Annotated in this window: 15 protein-coding genes; 7 read left to right on the forward strand and 8 right to left on the reverse strand. The window is 62.2% G+C overall.

Annotation, left to right across the window (positions count from 1 at the left end):
• Positions 1-66: 66 nt before the first annotated feature.
• Both ENJ19_08090 and ENJ19_08095 read right to left on the reverse strand, forming a co-directional pair.
• Complete coding sequence (locus ENJ19_08090; GenBank protein ID HHM05688.1) at positions 67-294, reverse strand: hypothetical protein; 228 nt, start codon at positions 292-294, stop codon at positions 67-69.
• Between the two features lie 80 nt (positions 295-374).
• The gene (locus ENJ19_08095; protein HHM05689.1) at positions 375-1,631 is read right to left on the reverse strand and encodes a hypothetical protein; all 1,257 of its coding nucleotides are present in this window, start codon (positions 1,629-1,631) and stop codon (positions 375-377) included.
• A 183-nt stretch (positions 1,632-1,814) separates the two neighbouring features.
• Here ENJ19_08095 and ENJ19_08100 point away from each other — a divergent pair, with 183 nt between their 5' ends.
• Positions 1,815-2,528, forward strand: coding sequence for a phosphoadenylyl-sulfate reductase (locus ENJ19_08100; protein ID HHM05690.1), 714 nt, complete (start codon positions 1,815-1,817; stop codon positions 2,526-2,528).
• 7 nt (positions 2,529-2,535) lie between these two features.
• On the opposite strand, the gene ENJ19_08105 is transcribed toward ENJ19_08100, so the two are convergent.
• Positions 2,536-3,198, reverse strand: coding sequence for a methyltransferase domain-containing protein (locus ENJ19_08105; GenBank protein ID HHM05691.1), 663 nt, complete (start codon positions 3,196-3,198; stop codon positions 2,536-2,538).
• A gap of 279 nt (positions 3,199-3,477) precedes the next feature.
• Here ENJ19_08105 and ENJ19_08110 point away from each other — a divergent pair, with 279 nt between their 5' ends.
• The 3 genes from ENJ19_08110 (at position 3,478) to ENJ19_08120 (ending at position 6,974) form a co-directional block, all read left to right on the forward strand.
• Positions 3,478-4,527 carry a diguanylate cyclase gene (locus tag ENJ19_08110; GenBank protein ID HHM05692.1) on the forward strand — a complete coding sequence of 350 codons (1,050 nt, stop codon included), beginning with the start codon at positions 3,478-3,480 and terminating at the stop codon, positions 4,525-4,527.
• 498 nt (positions 4,528-5,025) lie between these two features.
• Complete coding sequence (locus ENJ19_08115; protein ID HHM05693.1) at positions 5,026-6,213, forward strand: hypothetical protein; 1,188 nt, start codon at positions 5,026-5,028, stop codon at positions 6,211-6,213.
• The gene (locus ENJ19_08120) at positions 6,210-6,974 is read left to right on the forward strand and encodes a TatD family deoxyribonuclease (GenBank protein HHM05694.1); all 765 of its coding nucleotides are present in this window, start codon (positions 6,210-6,212) and stop codon (positions 6,972-6,974) included. The genes ENJ19_08115 and ENJ19_08120 overlap by 4 nt, the downstream gene beginning before the upstream one ends.
• A gap of 27 nt (positions 6,975-7,001) precedes the next feature.
• Here the strand turns inward: ENJ19_08120 and ENJ19_08125 are convergent, their stop codons facing one another.
• From ENJ19_08125 to ENJ19_08135, 3 genes are all read right to left on the reverse strand, one after another.
• On the reverse strand, positions 7,002-7,604 hold the full coding sequence (locus tag ENJ19_08125) for a hypothetical protein (protein ID HHM05695.1): 603 nt from the start codon (positions 7,602-7,604) through the stop codon (positions 7,002-7,004).
• Positions 7,605-7,743: 139 nt separating this feature from the next.
• A complete protein-coding gene (locus tag ENJ19_08130) occupies positions 7,744-9,315 on the reverse strand; it encodes a PEP-CTERM sorting domain-containing protein (protein HHM05696.1) in 1,572 nt (523 codons plus the stop codon).
• Positions 9,316-9,860: 545 nt separating this feature from the next.
• Complete coding sequence (locus ENJ19_08135; GenBank protein ID HHM05697.1) at positions 9,861-10,613, reverse strand: YggS family pyridoxal phosphate-dependent enzyme; 753 nt, start codon at positions 10,611-10,613, stop codon at positions 9,861-9,863.
• Between the two features lie 127 nt (positions 10,614-10,740).
• Between ENJ19_08135 and ENJ19_08140 the strand changes: the two genes are divergently transcribed.
• On the forward strand, positions 10,741-11,778 hold the full coding sequence (locus ENJ19_08140; GenBank protein ID HHM05698.1) for a type IV pilus twitching motility protein PilT: 1,038 nt from the start codon (positions 10,741-10,743) through the stop codon (positions 11,776-11,778).
• A 49-nt stretch (positions 11,779-11,827) separates the two neighbouring features.
• On the opposite strand, the gene ENJ19_08145 is transcribed toward ENJ19_08140, so the two are convergent.
• Positions 11,828-12,520: an HAD family hydrolase gene (locus ENJ19_08145; protein ID HHM05699.1), complete on the reverse strand. Its 693-nt coding sequence runs from the start codon at positions 12,518-12,520 to the stop codon at positions 11,828-11,830.
• A 148-nt stretch (positions 12,521-12,668) separates the two neighbouring features.
• On the opposite strand from ENJ19_08145, the gene ENJ19_08150 reads away from it, so the two are divergent.
• Positions 12,669-13,190: an RNA pyrophosphohydrolase gene (locus ENJ19_08150; protein ID HHM05700.1), complete on the forward strand. Its 522-nt coding sequence runs from the start codon at positions 12,669-12,671 to the stop codon at positions 13,188-13,190.
• A gap of 17 nt (positions 13,191-13,207) precedes the next feature.
• Positions 13,208-15,475: a phosphoenolpyruvate--protein phosphotransferase gene (ptsP, locus tag ENJ19_08155; protein ID HHM05701.1), complete on the forward strand. Its 2,268-nt coding sequence runs from the start codon at positions 13,208-13,210 to the stop codon at positions 15,473-15,475.
• Positions 15,476-15,558: 83 nt separating this feature from the next.
• On the opposite strand, the gene argA is transcribed toward ptsP, so the two are convergent.
• Positions 15,559-16,026: amino-acid N-acetyltransferase (gene argA, locus ENJ19_08160; GenBank protein HHM05702.1), on the reverse strand; the 468-nt coding region annotated here is incomplete at its 5' end.

Genomic DNA, 16,026 nt, shown 5'->3' on the forward strand with positions numbered 1-16,026 from the left:
AAGGCCTACTTTGATCGTTTGGGGCTGGTGTCGCTGCTCGATACGGTGCGACGACTCCAGTGTGTCTCATGAACCGCCGGATGCGGAACCGCACGTCCGGTGGTGTGAGAGGACGGCGGGGGTGACCCCGCCTCCTACTCGATCCGGGCAGCGGCAGGTCTTGGGTCTGGTCCGGGCAAAGGCCAGAAGACGACCGGCCCCGGTCGGGGGCCGGGCGGGGTTTGGTGCCGGCGGCTTGGTGGCCGCCGCCAACTCGACGGTCAGCCGGCCCTGTTCCCGGATGCTGGCCAGCACCGAGCTGGCGGTGCTCGTCCAATTCGCGCCAATAGGGCAGGCGTTCTTCCAGCAGGGGTAACTGCCCGTCGTCCAGGCCCCTACCGCCGCAACACCCACAAGCGGGAGTGGGGCCGGGATTCTCCCAGGGAGAGGGTATCCACCAGCTCGTCACGCTCAGCATCGATCACCGAGACGGTGCCGGCCGCCGCCGTGGAAGCCAGTACCAGCCTCGGCACGCCTTGTTCGATGACGAAATCCAAAGTGCCGCTGGGAGCGCCCAGGCGCAACTCCCGGCTCTGGACCAGCTTGGGCAGGGCTCCGAGATCAAAGACCAGCACAGCGTCGGTTTTCAAATTGGCTTGTTGCTCCGTGCTGCCGGAAGCACCGGCGGTGAAATAGAGCTTGGCGCTGTCGGGGCTGAAGAAGTACTTGCTCAAATAAATGTCCGGCAGCTCGATCTGGTCGGTGATTTCCAGGGTGGTGGCGTCCATCACCGACAATCTGGCGATCACATGCCGGGGGTCGGATTTGCGGTCGGCGCCGCGGCCGATGAGATAGCGCCCGTCCGGGGTGGCAAACAAGTTGCTGTGCCCTTTGAAGGGCACCCGCTGTTCAATCGCATGGGTCAGGGGATCGATCACCGCCACCGTGCCGTAGCCGTTGTTGAGGTTGTATACCTTGCCGGTCCATGGCGAGTAGGCCAGCCCGTGGGGGAAGGCCTGATTGGGCAGCTTGTCGGCCACCCCCTCTTCTTTGTCTGCCTCGCACAGGTTGATGGTGGCCACCACCTGCAAATAACTGTCGCCATCAGCCGGATCGTTGCCGACCACGGACACCGTGCCATCTTTCAGGTTGCTCACCCAGGCGCGGCGGGGCACCTCCGGGGCCTGTTCCGAGGGCCAGCTGAAGTGGCACTGGTGGTGCCCGCGGCCCACGCAAATCGTTTTAAGAAACCGGGCCGCGGACGAATCGACATTTTCCACCACGGTTACCGATGAGCCCAGGTCGCCGCAATTGAGCACATCGTTGCCGCTGGCTTTGTCGCCGTCATTCATGAACCAGCCGCGGCTGGCGCTGGGATCGGTGTAGAGGTGGGCGGGAAAAGCGTCGGCGGGCAAAGCCTGCGCGAGGAGGATGGATTTGCTTTGCGGATCCAGCAGAACCACCCTGTCGTCCTCGCTCAGTCCGATGAAAACGGGCTTGAGGCCCGCTTCGGCGCCGCTGGCCTTGGCCACCGGAAGCCGCTTGACCTGGGTGTTGCCCGCGCTCGATGTAATGACCACCAGTGCCCCGGCTTGCCTGTCGCTGAGGTAACAGGCGGCGGTAAATTCATACAATGTTTTGTTTTGGTTCATAAAAAGCATCCCGCTTGCTGGAGTGGAGTCGGCCCTGGAACGGGATTATACCGCCATCGGAGGACTGGAAAACTTATAAACCGCCCGGATATCCATATAACAATTTGTAATTTGACTTTGCTTGTATAAAACTGGAACGTATATGGGCGCAGAAACGCGGCGCCCCCAGTTCGAGATCTGACGATGCATAACACCGCCGAAAAAATCACTGCTGTCTCCGGCCCCGACATCGCGGGCAGTGTCCCGGATATCCACAAGCTGAATGAAAAATACGAAGCGCTGTCGGTGGAAGACCGCATTCGAGAATTGTACCGGGACTTCAGTCAGGACGAGGTCATGATCACCTCCTCCTTTGCCGCCAACTCGGCCTATTTTCTGCACCTGTTTTCCCGCCTGCGGCCGGAGCAGACCATCTTCTTTATCGACACCGGCTTCCATTTTCCCGAGACTCTGGAATACAAGGCCTACCTCACCGAGCTGTACCATTTGAAAGTGGTGGATGTGCGTCCGGAAGACTGGAAGCACGAATTCACCGAAAAAGACCAGACTTACAAATCCGACCCGGATTTCTGCTGCTCGGTAAACAAAGTGGAACCCTTAGATGAGGTGAAGAAAAACTTCCGGGTCTGGGTATCCAGCCTGATGCGCTGGGAAACGGAACACCGCGCCACCTTGAATATCTTCGAAGAGCGCGGCGGCATCATCAAGTTTCACCCTATGGTGGACGTGAGCAAAGCCGGGCGGGAGGCCTACATCCGCGACCATAAGCTGCCCTTTCACCCCCTGGTGGCCAAAGGCTACTCCTCCATCGGTTGCAAACACTGCACCCTGCCGGGGGCGGACCGCGCAGGCCGCTGGGTGGACAAACCCAAAACCGAGTGCGGCCTGCATTTGTAGGGGAGGGTCAAGCCGCCGGTGGACCAACAGGGCGGTGGTAGATTTGGGTGAGCCAGAAAAAAGTCCGGGTTTCGGTGCCTATGCTGAATCCGGCCTGCTTCAGGCAGCTTGCGATGCGTTCCGGCGGGTGGACATAGGCCCGAAATTCTGACCCCAACAGGCGCAGCACCCCGGCCATGGCCGCCGCCCCCCAACGGCTGAACCAGCGGTTGCGGGGATAGGTCAGGGCCATGACCCGATGAGTTTTTTCCGCCGCAGCACCAAGCAGGCCTTCCGCGTCAGGATAGCAGCACACCACTTTGTCCAGCACGCAGACATCGGCCGGTGTCACTTCCTCCGCCAAATCCAGAAAATCGCCCACCAAATAGCGGGTACGCGCTGCCAGCCCCCGCTCGGCGGCCCACGCCCGGGCCAGCTCGATCATTTTGGGGGCCAGATCCACTCCCACGGCGGAGCGGGCGCCCCGTTCCAGCAAGGCAAGATGCAAAGCGCCCACCCCACAACCGATTTCCAGCACCCGGGCCCCTTCGTAGCCCACCGCCTCCAGCCCTGCCAGCAACTGTTGCTGCGAGGCCTCAAAGCCTCTGGTTTTGAAGCGCCGACAGTAACGCCCCGCAAAAAAGGAAAAAAAACGCCCCGCGGAGCGGGAATGGGGGCAGCATGAACTCATGGGCGAATCTCCTGGTGGAGGCGGGCCGGAACCCGTAACAGAGCCGGAAATAATATAAAATACAAAGCACTGACGACTGCTTCATACTTGCAAACGAGCCTCTGTGGGGGGGGCTGAAGGCCCGGGTGAGGCCACAAGGCCGGAAGACCATCGCGCCGCCCCGGGCGCGGAAGCGGGTGCCCCCCATGGGCGCACAAAAGAGCCCCTCCCGCAACAAAAACCTTTATAAAAACCTTGGACAGACCGACAGAACAGGCAGGATGACCACAAGGATCCGCGATGGATTTGTGCTCGCAGTTCAGTTTCGACGCCCAAAAACGCATGGAAAGACTGGCTCTGCTGGGGCTGGGCGATGCGGATCTCCCTTTGGGGAAACGCCTGCAAGAGATGGTGATCATCCCCCATATCGATGCCATCGTCAGCGCCTTCTACGACAAATTGGGCACCGACCCCGGCGCCACGCAGTTTCTCCGCGATCCGGTGCGTCGGGAGCGGCTGATAAAAACCCAGACCGAATACCTGCTCTCGCTGGGCAGCGATTTCACCGCCAAAGCCTATTTCGACAACCGCCTCGCCGTAGGTCTGGTCCATGCCCGGGTCGGTGTGCCGCTGAGTCTTTATCATTGTGCCTACTGTGCGCTCCAGCTCATCATCAACCGACACATCGATACTGACACTCTGCCTGAGGAACGGCAGCGGCTGACGGACTTTTTGCTGAAAATCGCCACCCTGGACATGTCTTTGGCGATGGAAACCTACCACCTCACCCAGGTCAACTCCCTGGAACAATCCATAATTGATCTGCGCAGGCAACAGCGCTCTTTGAAAAAACAAGCCAGTATTGACCCGCTCACCGAAACCGTCAACCGCGGCCGGATTCTGCATGAACTCCAGACCTCAATGAAAGAAGCCCGGGACCAACGCCACCCGCTGTCCATCATCATGGTGGACCTGGACCATTTCAAAGCCATCAACGATGTCCACGGCCATCAGGCCGGCGACCGGGTGTTGCGTCAAGTGGCTGCCCGGATGAAGTCAGTGTTGCGCCACAAGGACGCACTGGGACGCTACGGGGGAGAGGAATTTCTCGTGGTTCTGCCCAACACCGGCTGCGCCATCGCCCGGGAGGTGGCCGAACGTTTGCGCCATCATATCGCCCACACGCCGGTGAAATACGACGATATCCTGCTGCATACCACCATCAGCCTGGGCTACACCGAGTTGGGCGAGCGGGACGATATAAGCGCCTTCATCGCCCGCGCCGACAAGGCCCTCTACAATGCCAAGCGCCGCGGGCGCAACTGTGTCGCCGAACCTGCGGTCACTTGAGCCGCCGGGAACGCGCTGGCGGTCTCGAAAAACAAGCTCTTGGCCGATTCATTCCCGGTGAACTGTGCTTCTTTCCTTGTTTGCGCCTTACCGTCAGCAGCTTGGCCGCGCTACCAACCCGGCAGCCAAAGTTGTCGGGGTAATGTCGCGGCACCGGGACGTGCCGCCATAGGTGCCAGCCACAGCGAGCCCGTGAATTATCCGCCATGTCGCCAAATGGCAAGCGGATTTTGCGGGTGACCATCAAACAGCTCAGGACGAGCTGTTTGACCGCCGACTTAAAATAGTGGCGGGTTGCTGAAAAACAGCCTTGAGGGAGGTCCCGGCCGCAAAACAATCGTGCAAGTGATTGATTTTATGTGACCGGGCCCGGACAGGTGCCGGATCGACGCCTTGAAAAAGATCCGATGAGCCTTTTCAACGGCCTGTTGGAGGCACCCTTAAGCCAAATTGGCGTATAGTTGGGCGCCTGACAACAGTGGTCTTTGCGTTTCCCGGATGACTCACCCCGCCAAGAGCGGCGATCCGCCGCAGCGTCGCAACGGTCTTGCCTGGCTCACGGACGCCGACCGCACCGCCCATGAAGCGGCAGTACTGGCCGGCGACGGCCTTGCCCTGCCCCTGGTGCGGCGCGGCACCGCCCTGGCCTGGGTGCAGCCCCGTCACCACGCCGCGCTGACTGCCCCCACCGCCCTGCGCCGGGCCTGGCACCAGGCCGAGGCCATTGTCCTCCCCGGCATGGCGGCAGCCGCCATCACCGAGCATCGCTCTTCGATCGACTCGTCGCTGCGGTTGGTAGAACAAATATTGGAAGGTCAGCCACCCAGCGCCCTGCTGGGCCAGGCGGCCTACTGCCGCCGCCTTCAGAGGCAATTCGACGTGCTGGGCGCCAGCGAGGATGAAGGTGACGAGCAGGAGATCGAAACCCTGGCCTTCGACGCCGTCGCCGCCGGTGAGGTGGTGGGGGAAAACCTGTGGCTCAAGGTGTCCTGGCTGTCATTTGAGGAGGATGATGCCTCCTTGCGCTTTCGGTTTTCCTTCGGTCTGGCGGGTTACGAAGACGTGGCGGCGGACCCGCGCCGCCAGGGCTGTGCCGCCGATTTGTGTGAGGCGGTGTTCCCCGAGTCGGCCGTCGTCAGTGCCAACGCGGGGCTGCGCCGCTTCCTTGAAAAGATCCTGGGTCTCAAACCACCGGCCTATGTGGAACGCATCGTCTATTGCAATGCCCCCAACGGTGGCGCCCAGTTTCACCAGGACGTGGAGCGGGGCCATCTCGGCGTGGTCTTTGCGCAGTTGCACGGCCGCACCGGCTGGCTGGCCCTGCCCAAAATGCGCCTGGTAAGCGAAATCCGGCACTTTGTCCAAAACGCTGACGAAACCGCGTGGGAAGGGGATCTTTCCAAAGCAGCCCGCCGCCTGCTCCGGCAGCGGGCCACCAACCCCCACGGGCTGGCCCGGTGGCTGGATGAGGCAGACAACGATCCCCTGGAAGGGCTGCTCAATCGCTGCCCCGGCTTCACCCGCCAACTGCTGGACCGCGGCCACGGCTATATCCTCTACCCTGGCGACCTCCTGTTGCTGCCCCAGCACAGCGTCGCGCAGTGCACCTGGCACAGCGTGTTTTGCCTGGACGACGCGCCGGGCCTGGCGCTGTCCTTCGCCCTGCGCGAGGGGGAAGCGCCATGACGCTGATCGACACCCACTGCCACCTGGACCATCCCGCCTTCGACGCCGACCGCCGGGACGTCCTCGCCCGCTGCCGGCAGAGGGGCGTGAGCGACATCGTGGTCCCCGGCGTCACGGCCGCCCATTTCGACCGCCTGCTCCACTTATGTGCGCAAGAAAGCGGCCTGCACCCGGCGCTGGGCCTGCACCCCCTTTACCTGGCCCGGCACCGGCGCGAACACCTTGATGAGCTGGCGGCGCGCATCGCCGCGGCCCGACCCGTCGCCGTGGGGGAAATCGGTCTGGACTATTTTGCCAAAGGCGCAGACCGAAAGGCCCAGCAGACCCTCTTCGAGGCCCAGCTCGACCTCGCCCGGGCCGCCGGGCTGCCGGTGCTGCTGCACGTGCGCAAAGCGCACGACGCGGTGCTGGCCAGCCTGAACCGCCATCCCGTGCCCGGTGGCATATGCCACGCCTTCAACGGCAGCCTGGAGCAGGCGGCACGCTACCTGGAACTGGGCTTCAAGCTGGGCTTCGGCGGGATGCTCACCTCCGCGCGGGCCACCCGGCTGCGCCGCCTGGCCCGGGCCCTGCCCGCGGACAGCATCGTGCTGGAAACCGACGCCCCCGATCTCCCCCCCGCCTCTCACCGGGGCGGGCGCAACAGTCCCGAGTACCTACCTCAGATCCTGGCTGTCCTCGCTGAAGTCCGTGGCCAGAAAGCCGGGGAACTGGCCCGACGCACCAGCCTCACGGCCCGCGAAGTGCTGCGGCTGGCCTGAACCGGTCTGCCCGGAAAACACGACCGGCTACTTCGCACCCTGGCGCAACAGCTTGAACAGGGTTGCCTGGTCAGGCACTCCTGTTTCTTCCAGCTTGAGCTTCTTCTGGTAGGCCAGAATCGCCGCTCTGGTGCCCGGCCCAAAGCGCCCGTCGGCTTTTCCTTTCAAGTATCCCAGCTCTGCCAGCTTGTTTTGCGCCCGTCTCAACACTTCTTCATAAACGCGAACCTGTTGGCGGCCTTTCCCAACGGTCAGGACCTTGGACAAAGCCGGAACGTGTTGATCATACAAGGCGTTCAACATGGTTGCCGCCGCCAGGTAAAAGCTGCGGTCGAGGTTGTTCTGGCAATAAGCCCCGAGAAAATTGGCCAGAGTGTTGATCGTCTCCCAGGAAGTCACATCGAAGGTGTTCTTGAGGTGTTGGTTCTGCGCTGTGAGATAGCCGTTCAACCACCCGGCGAACAAAAACGAGTTGGGGGAAGACTTGCTGGTTTCCGCCAGATATTGCCTGCACGTTGCGTTGCCCACGCCTTTGATGGCGAACTGCCCGTCGGCATCGGCCGCGGAAACGGAATTTATCGTCAGGGCATTCGCCAAAGCGATGCCCAGAAAAGTGAGGAAAAATTTCATGGAATGGAATGCCCTTATGTGCTGATCGAATGGCACCCAGTATAGCCGAGGGTGAAATAGTATAGCCCCAAAAACAAACCCTCACCGGACAACAAGCCGGTGAGGGTTTGCAGACAAGGACAGACTCCCGGCTGTGCGGTCAGGCCACCAGCAATCTGCGCCGGCGGCGACTCAGCGCCAAGCCGGCCATACCGATGCCCAGCAAGGCCACCATCCCCGGTTCGGGCACAGTGACCGTGCCGCCGGTGGTGGTGAGGCCGGTCATCAGCAGCTTGGTCGCGGTGCCGGTCCAGTCCAGGAAGGTCGGGAAGGCGGTGGAGAATCCCGGCGCCGCCGCATCCAATTCCGGACTGATACCCAACAGGGAGAAGGTGGTCACACCGGTACAACCTGCTGCCAGGAAGTCGAAACTGGTCCCAGGCGCCAGGGTCGCCACCACGCCACCGCAGGATGGCACGAGCAAATCCAAGGGACCAAAGCCAAAGCTCAGTGGCGGCACTTCCACTTCCGTGAACGCCAGGGTCGGATCGGTGCCTTCCAAAGTGTAGGTGAAACCATCCACGAAAGGCGGATCGAACCACCGGCGCGGTGTGGGTGCGGGGAACTCGAACTGGCCTGGTGCCGGCACGAAAGGCAGCACCGGCACATCCGGGGTCTCACCAGGCTCGATACCGCCCACACCGCCGAAGGCGAACAGGAAGGTGGCCGGTGCACCCAGGGGGTTTACATCAACAGATGGCGAAGGAGCGCCACCCGAAGAAGGAAGAAAACCCCCTCCGGTTTCGTCAACAAAGTCGCCGCCGGTGGCCAGCATGTCCGGCGAGCAGTTGGAACACCAGTCAAGCCCATCCACATTGGACTGGCCCAAAGAATACACATCCGCACCCAGTATGTTGATGGCGTTCAACGCGCTGTCCTGGGTCGGTGCACTGCCATAAAAAATGTTGAAGATTCTGCTCTCACCCGGTGCCAGATCACCAAACGCAAAATCAAACACCGAGCCGTGGTCGTTGGGGCCATTGTCGATGAAATCGGTATTCACCGTGGAAGGATCGATCCAGGTGGGACCCGAGCGGGGATCTACCAAGGCAAAGCCGTTGTCGGAAGCGAATCGCACATTGCCGCCATTGGCCTCCAGATTGTCTTCCACGCCGCCGTGGGTGACGAATTCGTCAAACTCTGTCGGTGGCACGTCCCAGTCCATGGCGCGCCGGTAGACCAGATCCGTGAGGGTTTCCGTGGCGGAAGTGTTGGTCACGGTCACCTGGGCCTGGAACACGTCCATCGCCAAAGAAGGACCGTATGCATGGGTGATGGTCACCGGCGCCCCGCTCATACCCACCTCGGAGGTGGCCGAAAACGCCGTGGAACCAAAAGTCCCGCCGCTGATCCCCCCAATACCGCCGTTGGCCACACTGCCCCACGCCGCTTCCCGCGAACCGCTCGCGCGGGTGACGGCCACGCCCCAGCCCTCGCACAGGCACCCGGGGTAGGTCGCATCGCCCACACCGATGCGCCACACGCCATAACCGGCGGGGCCTTCGGGCCCGATGCCAGAGACATTGAGATGACCTTCGTTGTTGACGCCCAAAACCGTATTCCCATATTGGATGATGGCACTGCCTGATGCCGGCGGCGCCAGACCCAACGCCAGTAGTGGTACAACGGCCAACGCCGCCGTCCGCAAAGATGCCCCGAATCGAGGATACATAGTCAAGACCTCCGTCTTTGAAATTGTAGTGAGGTTGTTATTCGTCTCGGTTTTCCGGATGCCTTGGCGATCCTTCTGGAAAGGCGCCTTGCAAAAACCGAACTCCCTGGGCAAGGCAAAAACCTTATATCCGTAAGACCTATAGTGGTAAAGGCAAAAAAAATGCCAAAACCAATCAGTTCTTTTAATTCAACTGATTAGTTTTTTTTGTCAAGCAAAAACTACCATGGATGTAAAATACGACGACAGGCGGGATACACAAATAGTGCTCAGTCAATGGGGCGTTTTAAGAGAGAACAGCTAAAGGGGCGATCAGGGAGGCCGGAGATCTCCCCGCATTGCTCTGCTTGTTTTGGGCGTAACTGGTGATTTGTTGGAGATGATGTTTTGACCTGCCCCACCTCGACGCACGTGGATTATGTTGGGGGATGGGAGATATCTCCTGACACGTAGCCACATTGAGGAGGGCAGGTCAAAACATCCGATACCCTCCAATAGTGGGAAATCCCCCGGCTTTGCCGGGGGGTGCTTACTAGCTTGCCAGTTCAAACATGTGGTCTACCCGTTGGTGTTCGCCCGCCAGGCCGGGCCCCAAAGACGGCGGTGCCAAGGCGGATCAGGGTGGCGCCTTCGGTGATGGCGCTTTCCAGGTCGCCGGACATGCCCATGGACAAGGTGTCCAAGGGGTGGCCCCGGGCAATGAGCTGTTCCTGCAGGTGCCGCACCCGGCGGAAATGTTCCCGTTGCGCGTCCGGATTGCTTGTGCGCGGGGGGAGCGCCATCAGTCCCCGCAGGCGCAAGCGGGGCAGTTCTTCGTCCACAGCGGCCGCCAGTCCGGCCAGTTCCGCCGGCCCGATGCCGGCTTTTTGCGATTCGCCGCCGATGTTCACCTGCAGGCACACGTTCAGGGGGGGCAGTTCCGCGGGCCGCTGGTCGTTGAGGCGGCGGGCGGTTTTGAGCCGGTCCACGCTGTGCACCCAGTGAAAATGGGCGGCGACGGCGCGGGTTTTGTTGGCCTGCAATACCCCGACGAAATGCCATTCGACCGCATCCCGTCCCAACGCAGTGATTTTTTTTACTGCCTCTTGCACGTAGCTTTCACCGAAACGCGTTTGCCCGGCCGCCAGGGCGCATTCAAGGGCGGTAAGGGGCTGGGTTTTGCTCACCGCCACCAGCGTCACGTCGCCGGGGGCGCGTCCGGCACGCTGCGCGGCGCTGTGAATGCGTTGGCGCACGGCCTTCAGGCGCGCGGCAATAGGGCTTGTGGTAAGGTCTTGTTCGCTGCGTTCCCGCGTCATGGGTGAGCCGGTCATTCGGGTTGCCGTGGCTATGGTATCAAGAACCCAAGCACGCCGCCGCTAAGGAAACCAAGTGTCGAACAGGGGCATCGTCCCCGCCGTCGAAGCCAAGCTCTTGGGAGGAGTCATGGATATCGCCGAGCTGTTAGCTTTCAGTGTCAAAAACGCCGCGTCTGATCTGCATTTATCGGCCGGATTGCCGCCCATGATCCGGGTGGACGGCGATGTGCGCCGCATCAATGTGCCGCCCTTGGAAGACAAAGCGGTGCATTCGATGCTCTACGACATCATGAACGACAAGCAGCGCAAGGATTTTGAGGAGTTTCTGGAAACCGATTTTTCCTTCGAGATCCCCGGCCTGGCCCGCTTTCGTGTTAATGCTTTTAATCACAACCGCGGTGTGGGCGGCGTGTTCCGGACCATCCCGTCCAACATCCTGACGCTGGAGGAACTGGGTTGTCCCGACGTATTCAAGGACATTTCCGACAACCCCCGCGGTCTGGTTTTGGTGACGGGACCCACCGGCTCCGGCAAATCCACCACCCTGGCGGCCATGATTGATTACAAGAACAACAGCGAATACGGCCATATTCTCACTATCGAAGATCCCATTGAATTTGTGCACACCAGCAAAAAATGTCTGCTCAACCAGCGCGAAGTGCACCGCGACACCCTAGGCTTCAGCGAGGCGCTGCGTTCCGCCCTGCGTGAAGATCCGGATGTGATCCTGGTCGGTGAGATGCGTGATCCGGAGACCATTCGCCTGGCCCTGACCGCAGCGGAAACCGGCCACCTGGTGTTTGGCACCCTGCACACCAACTCGGCGGCCAAAACCATTGACCGTATCATTGACGTGTTCCCCGCCGCCGAAAAAGAAATGGTGCGTTCCATGTTGTCTGAATCGCTGCGCGCAGTGATATCCCAGACCCTGTTGAAAAAGATTGGCGGCGGCCGGGTGGCGGCCCATGAAATCATGATCGGCACGCCCGCCATTCGCAACCTGATCCGCGAAAACAAAGTGCCGCAGATGTATTCCGCCATCCAGACCGGCCACAGTGTAGGCATGCAGACCTTGGATCAGTGTCTGCTGGAGCTGGTGAAAAAAGGTGTGGTGAGCCGGCAGGACGCGGCCATGCGGGCCATGAACAAGGACGCCTTCCGGTAGCTGAGCGGGAACAAGCGCCCGGAGCGCGAAGGGTGCCAACCCGCGTATCTTACCGGCGGGCGGGATGATGGTGGCCGCTGCGCTCGTCATCCCGCAGACTGATCACCGGCCAGCCCTTCAGCCCGGCGTGTTTGCGCAGGGTGTCATCGGGGTCCACGGCCACGGGGTGTTCCACCTGCTCCAGCAACGGCAGGTCATTGTGGGAATCGCTGTAGAACCAGCTGCCGGCCAGGTTTGCGCCGCGCCCCCGCAGCCATGTCTTCAGGCGGCTGACTTTTCCCCCTTGAAAACAAGGAGTGCCCGCGACCCGGCCGGTGTAGCGCCCGTTTTTCATTTCCGGATCGGTGGCCAGCAGGTTCTCGACGCCGTAGGCCTGGGCTATGGGCGCGGTGACGAAGCGGTTGGTGGCGGTGATGATCAGCAGTTCGTGCCCGGCGCGGCGGTGCTTCTCCAGCAGCTCGTGCGCCCTGGGCAGCATGATGGGGACGATTTTCTCTTCCATGTAGCGTTCCCGCAAAGAGAGCAGCCGGTCCGGCTCGATTTCCGCCAGGGGCCGCAGGGCAAAGGCGAGAAATTCGTGGATGTCCAAAGTGCCGTCGCAGTATTCCCGATAGAAACGCTGGTTTTCGCGCCCGTAGGAACGGGCATCCACCAGGCCCTGTTCAACGAGGAATTCGCCCCAGCGGGCGTCGCTATCGCCGCCCAACAGGGTGTTATCGAGATCAAATATCGCTAAAGTCATGATGGTTCGTCGTTGCTCTCAAGTTCCTGGGAGGGCCGCGGTGATTACGGGAAAGCCCGGTCTTTTTCCAAATTGCCATGTCATTTGTGGAAAAATGCCATATTATGATAAAGAATTGCTTCCGGAATATGTGACCAGCCGGTGTTAAGTGATTGATTCCGACGGATATCGCCCCAACGTGGGCATTATTCTGAGCAACGCGCAGGGCCGCCTGTTGTGGGCCCGGCGCGTGGGCCAGGATGCCTGGCAGTTCCCCCAAGGGGGAATACGCCGCGAGGAGACGCCCGAGGAAGCCATGTACCGGGAGCTGGAAGAGGAGCTGGGTCTGGGGGCCGCGGAGGTGCAGGTGATGGGCGCCACCCGCGGCTGGCTGCGTTACCGCCTGCCCCGGCGGTTGATGCGCCGGCATGAAAAACCGCTGTGCATCGGCCAGAAGCAAATCTGGTTTTTGCTTCAGTTCCTCGGCCGCGACGAGCAGGTCTGCCTGGATTTCACCGACCAGCCCGAATTCGATCACTGGCGCTGGGTGAACTACTGGTACCCCCTGGGGCATGTGGTGTCCTTCAAGCGCGAGGTCTATCAGCGGGCCTTGACGGAACTGGCTCCCCTGCTTCCCGCCGCCAGCCCGGCCGTCTGCCCGGAAGTCACTTCCCGCCCACAGCGCTGTTAATTCTCCCGGAGTCCGCCGTGCTCGAAGTTCTTCGCCGGATTGTTCAGGAAGTGTCCGACGCGCGTGACCTGGAGCAGGCCTTGGGTGTGATTGTCCAGCGCGTCAAGCAGGCCATGGCGGTGGATGTCTGCTCGGTGTACCTGGCGAATTATCATCGCCGCCAATATGCGCTGATGGCCACTGACGGTTTGAATCCCAGCGCCGTGGGGCGGGTGAGTTTCCGCATGGGCGACGGCCTGGTGAGCGTGGTGGCTGACACCGCCGAGCCCCTCAATCTCGCCAATGCCCCGGACCACGCCCAATACCGCTTTGTGGCGGAAACCGGCGAAGCGCGTTATCACGGCTTTCTCGGGGTGCCCATTGTTCATCATCGCAAGGTGTTGGGGGTGCTGGTGGTGCGGCAGGGGGAGGCGCGCTGTTTCGGTGACGAGGAAGTGGCTTTTCTGGTCACCATGGCGGCGCAGCTGGCCGGCGTGATCGCCCACGCCGAGGCCAGCGGGAGCCTGGCGGAGGTCCAGCCCGGTTATGGCTTTGGAGGCCTTGTTCTCACCGGTGTGCCGGGGGCTCCTGGTGTCGGCCTGGGCACCGGCATGGTCATGTACCCGCCGGCACGCCTGGAGGCGGTGCCCGACCGGCAAGTGGCCGATACCGAGGCTGAGGCGGTGACTTTCAAAACCGCCGTGGCCACCGTGCAGGCAGAAATCGAGGCCCTGGGCGAACGCCTGGGTGCCCATCTCAGTACCGAGGAACGGGCCCTGTTCGAGGCCTATTCCATGATGTTGGGCAGTGGCAGCCTGGTGGACAAGACGCTGGAGCGTATCCGCGCCGGCAACTGGGCCTCAGGCGCCCTGCGGGAGACGGTGAGCCAGCAGGCCCGCGTGTTCGAGGAAATGGACGACCCCTATCTGCGCGAGCGGGCCGAGGACATCCGCGACCTGGGCCGCCGCATCCTGCTGTGCCTGCAACGCAGCGGTCGGCGCAAACCGCCACCCTATCCCGAGCGCACCATTCTTGTGGGTGAGGAAATCACCGCCACCATGCTGGCGGAGGTGCCGCGGGAACGGCTGGCGGGGGTGATTTCCGCCCGCGGTTCCCGCTCCTCCCATGTGGCCATTCTGGCCCGCGCCATGGGGGTGCCCGCTGTGGTGGGGGTGGCGGATCTGGCGCCGGGGCGGATGGAAGGCTGCCACATGGTTGTGGACGGTTACCGGGGCCGGGCCTACGTCAACCCCTCCCTGGCGGTGCGGGCCGAATACGAACGCCTGGCCCTGGAAGAGGCCGAGCTGGCGGCGGGGCTGGAAGACCTGCGCGACCTGGCCGCCGAGACCCGCGACGGCCGGCGGGTGATTCTGCACGTCAATACCGGTCTGGTGTCCGACATCACCCCTTCTTTGAGCAGCGGTGCCGAGGGCATTGGCCTGTACCGCACCGAATTCCCTTTCATGGTGCGCGACCGTTTTCCCAGCGAGGAAGAACAGCGGCTGATTTACCGCCAGGTGCTGGAGGCCTTCGCCCCCCGGCCGGTGGTGCTGCGCACCCTGGATGTGGGGGGTGACAAGCCCCTGGCCTATTTTCCCATCACCGAGGACAACCCCTTTTTGGGCTGGCGCGGCATCCGCATTACCCTGGATCACCCGGAAATCTTCCTGGTCCAGGTGCGGGCCATGTTGCGGGCCAACAAGGGCCTGGGCAATCTGCGCCTGCTGCTGCCCATGATCAGCCGGGTGTCCGAGGTGGACGAGGCTGTGGTTCTGCTGCGGCGCGCCCATCAGGAGCTGGTGGAGGCCGGCGAGGATCTGGCCCTGCCTGAAGTCGGGGTGATGGTGGAAGTGCCGGCGGCGGTGTATCAGGCCGATATCCTGGCCCGGCGGGTGGACTTTTTGTCCGTGGGTTCCAACGATCTTACCCAATACATGCTGGCGGTGGACCGGAACAACTCGCGGGTGGCGGAGTTGTACGACGCCCTCCACCCGGCCGTGTTGCAGGCCATCGCCCAGGTGGTGGCGGCGGGACACCGGCACGGGCGCCCGGTGAGCGTGTGCGGGGAGCTGGCGGGAGATCCCATGGCCACCCCCGTCCTGCTGGGTATGGGCGTGGACAGCCTCAGCATGAGCGTGGCCAGCCTGCCCTGGGTCAAATGGGCGGTGCGCAACTTCAGCGCCGACCAGGCGCGGGAGATCTGCCGGGAGGCCATGGCCATGGAAAACACCCAGGCGGTGCGCGAACGCCTGGCGGAGGTATTGGAACAGGCCGGCTTGGGGGGGCTGATCCGGGCGGGCAAGTAAGCGGGCCTGGATGCTGAGGCGCTCTCCAATGTAGCCAGGGGCCCGCGTGCGCAGCGCTTTGCCTCCGTGGCGGCCGGTGCGGATCAAAACGCTTTGACGTAAATCTTGGCGTTGCGCTGGTAGTTGTACAGCCGCCGCCGGGCCACCGGCAGGGCTGTGAGTCCGGCCGGGCTGAAGCCCCGTTCCATGAACCAGTGGCTGGTGCGGGTGGTGAGCAAAAAGAGCCGGCTCAACCCCAGGCGCCGCGCCCGCTGTTCCAGGTGTTCCAGCAAGGCGGTGCCGTAGCCGCTGCCGCGGTAGTCCGGGTGCACGGCGAAGCAGGCGATTTCCCCCGCTTTCTTTTTTTCGAACGGCAACAGGGCCGCGCAGGCGACGATCAAACCGTCCCGGTCCACCACTGTGTAGTGGCCGATGTTCGTTTCCAGACGTTCGCGGGAACGGGGTACCAGCACCCCGGCCTGTTCCAGGGGTTCGATGAGTTCCAAAATGCCGCCCACATCGTCGATGCTCGCCTGGCGGGTGCCTTCGTAGAGGTCGGCGGTGACCAGGCT

The organism is Gammaproteobacteria bacterium, assembly GCA_011375345.1.
Taxonomy (GTDB): Bacteria; Pseudomonadota; Gammaproteobacteria; order DRLM01; family DRLM01; genus DRLM01.

What these genes read in the sequence shown, in the direction of transcription:
- ENJ19_08145 (HHM05699.1), bottom strand. Translation starts at nt 12,520, where the DNA reads ATGACTTTAGCGATATTTGATCTCGATAACACCCTGTTGGGCGGCGAT.
- ENJ19_08105 (HHM05691.1), bottom strand. Translation starts at nt 3,198, where the DNA reads ATGAGTTCATGCTGCCCCCATTCCCGCTCCGCGGGGCGTTTTTTTTCC.
- ENJ19_08135 (HHM05697.1), bottom strand. Translation starts at nt 10,613, where the DNA reads ATGACGCGGGAACGCAGCGAACAAGACCTTACCACAAGCCCTATTGCC.
- ENJ19_08140 (HHM05698.1), top strand. Translation starts at nt 10,741, where the DNA reads ATGGATATCGCCGAGCTGTTAGCTTTCAGTGTCAAAAACGCCGCGTCT.
- ENJ19_08095 (HHM05689.1), bottom strand. Translation starts at nt 1,631, where the DNA reads ATGAACCAAAACAAAACATTGTATGAATTTACCGCCGCCTGTTACCTC.
- ENJ19_08125 (HHM05695.1), bottom strand. Translation starts at nt 7,604, where the DNA reads ATGAAATTTTTCCTCACTTTTCTGGGCATCGCTTTGGCGAATGCCCTG.
- ENJ19_08130 (HHM05696.1), bottom strand. Translation starts at nt 9,315, where the DNA reads ATGTATCCTCGATTCGGGGCATCTTTGCGGACGGCGGCGTTGGCCGTT.
- ENJ19_08110 (HHM05692.1), top strand. Translation starts at nt 3,478, where the DNA reads ATGGATTTGTGCTCGCAGTTCAGTTTCGACGCCCAAAAACGCATGGAA.
- ENJ19_08120 (HHM05694.1), top strand. Translation starts at nt 6,210, where the DNA reads ATGACGCTGATCGACACCCACTGCCACCTGGACCATCCCGCCTTCGAC.
- ENJ19_08115 (HHM05693.1), top strand. Translation starts at nt 5,026, where the DNA reads ATGACTCACCCCGCCAAGAGCGGCGATCCGCCGCAGCGTCGCAACGGT.
- ENJ19_08100 (HHM05690.1), top strand. Translation starts at nt 1,815, where the DNA reads ATGCATAACACCGCCGAAAAAATCACTGCTGTCTCCGGCCCCGACATC.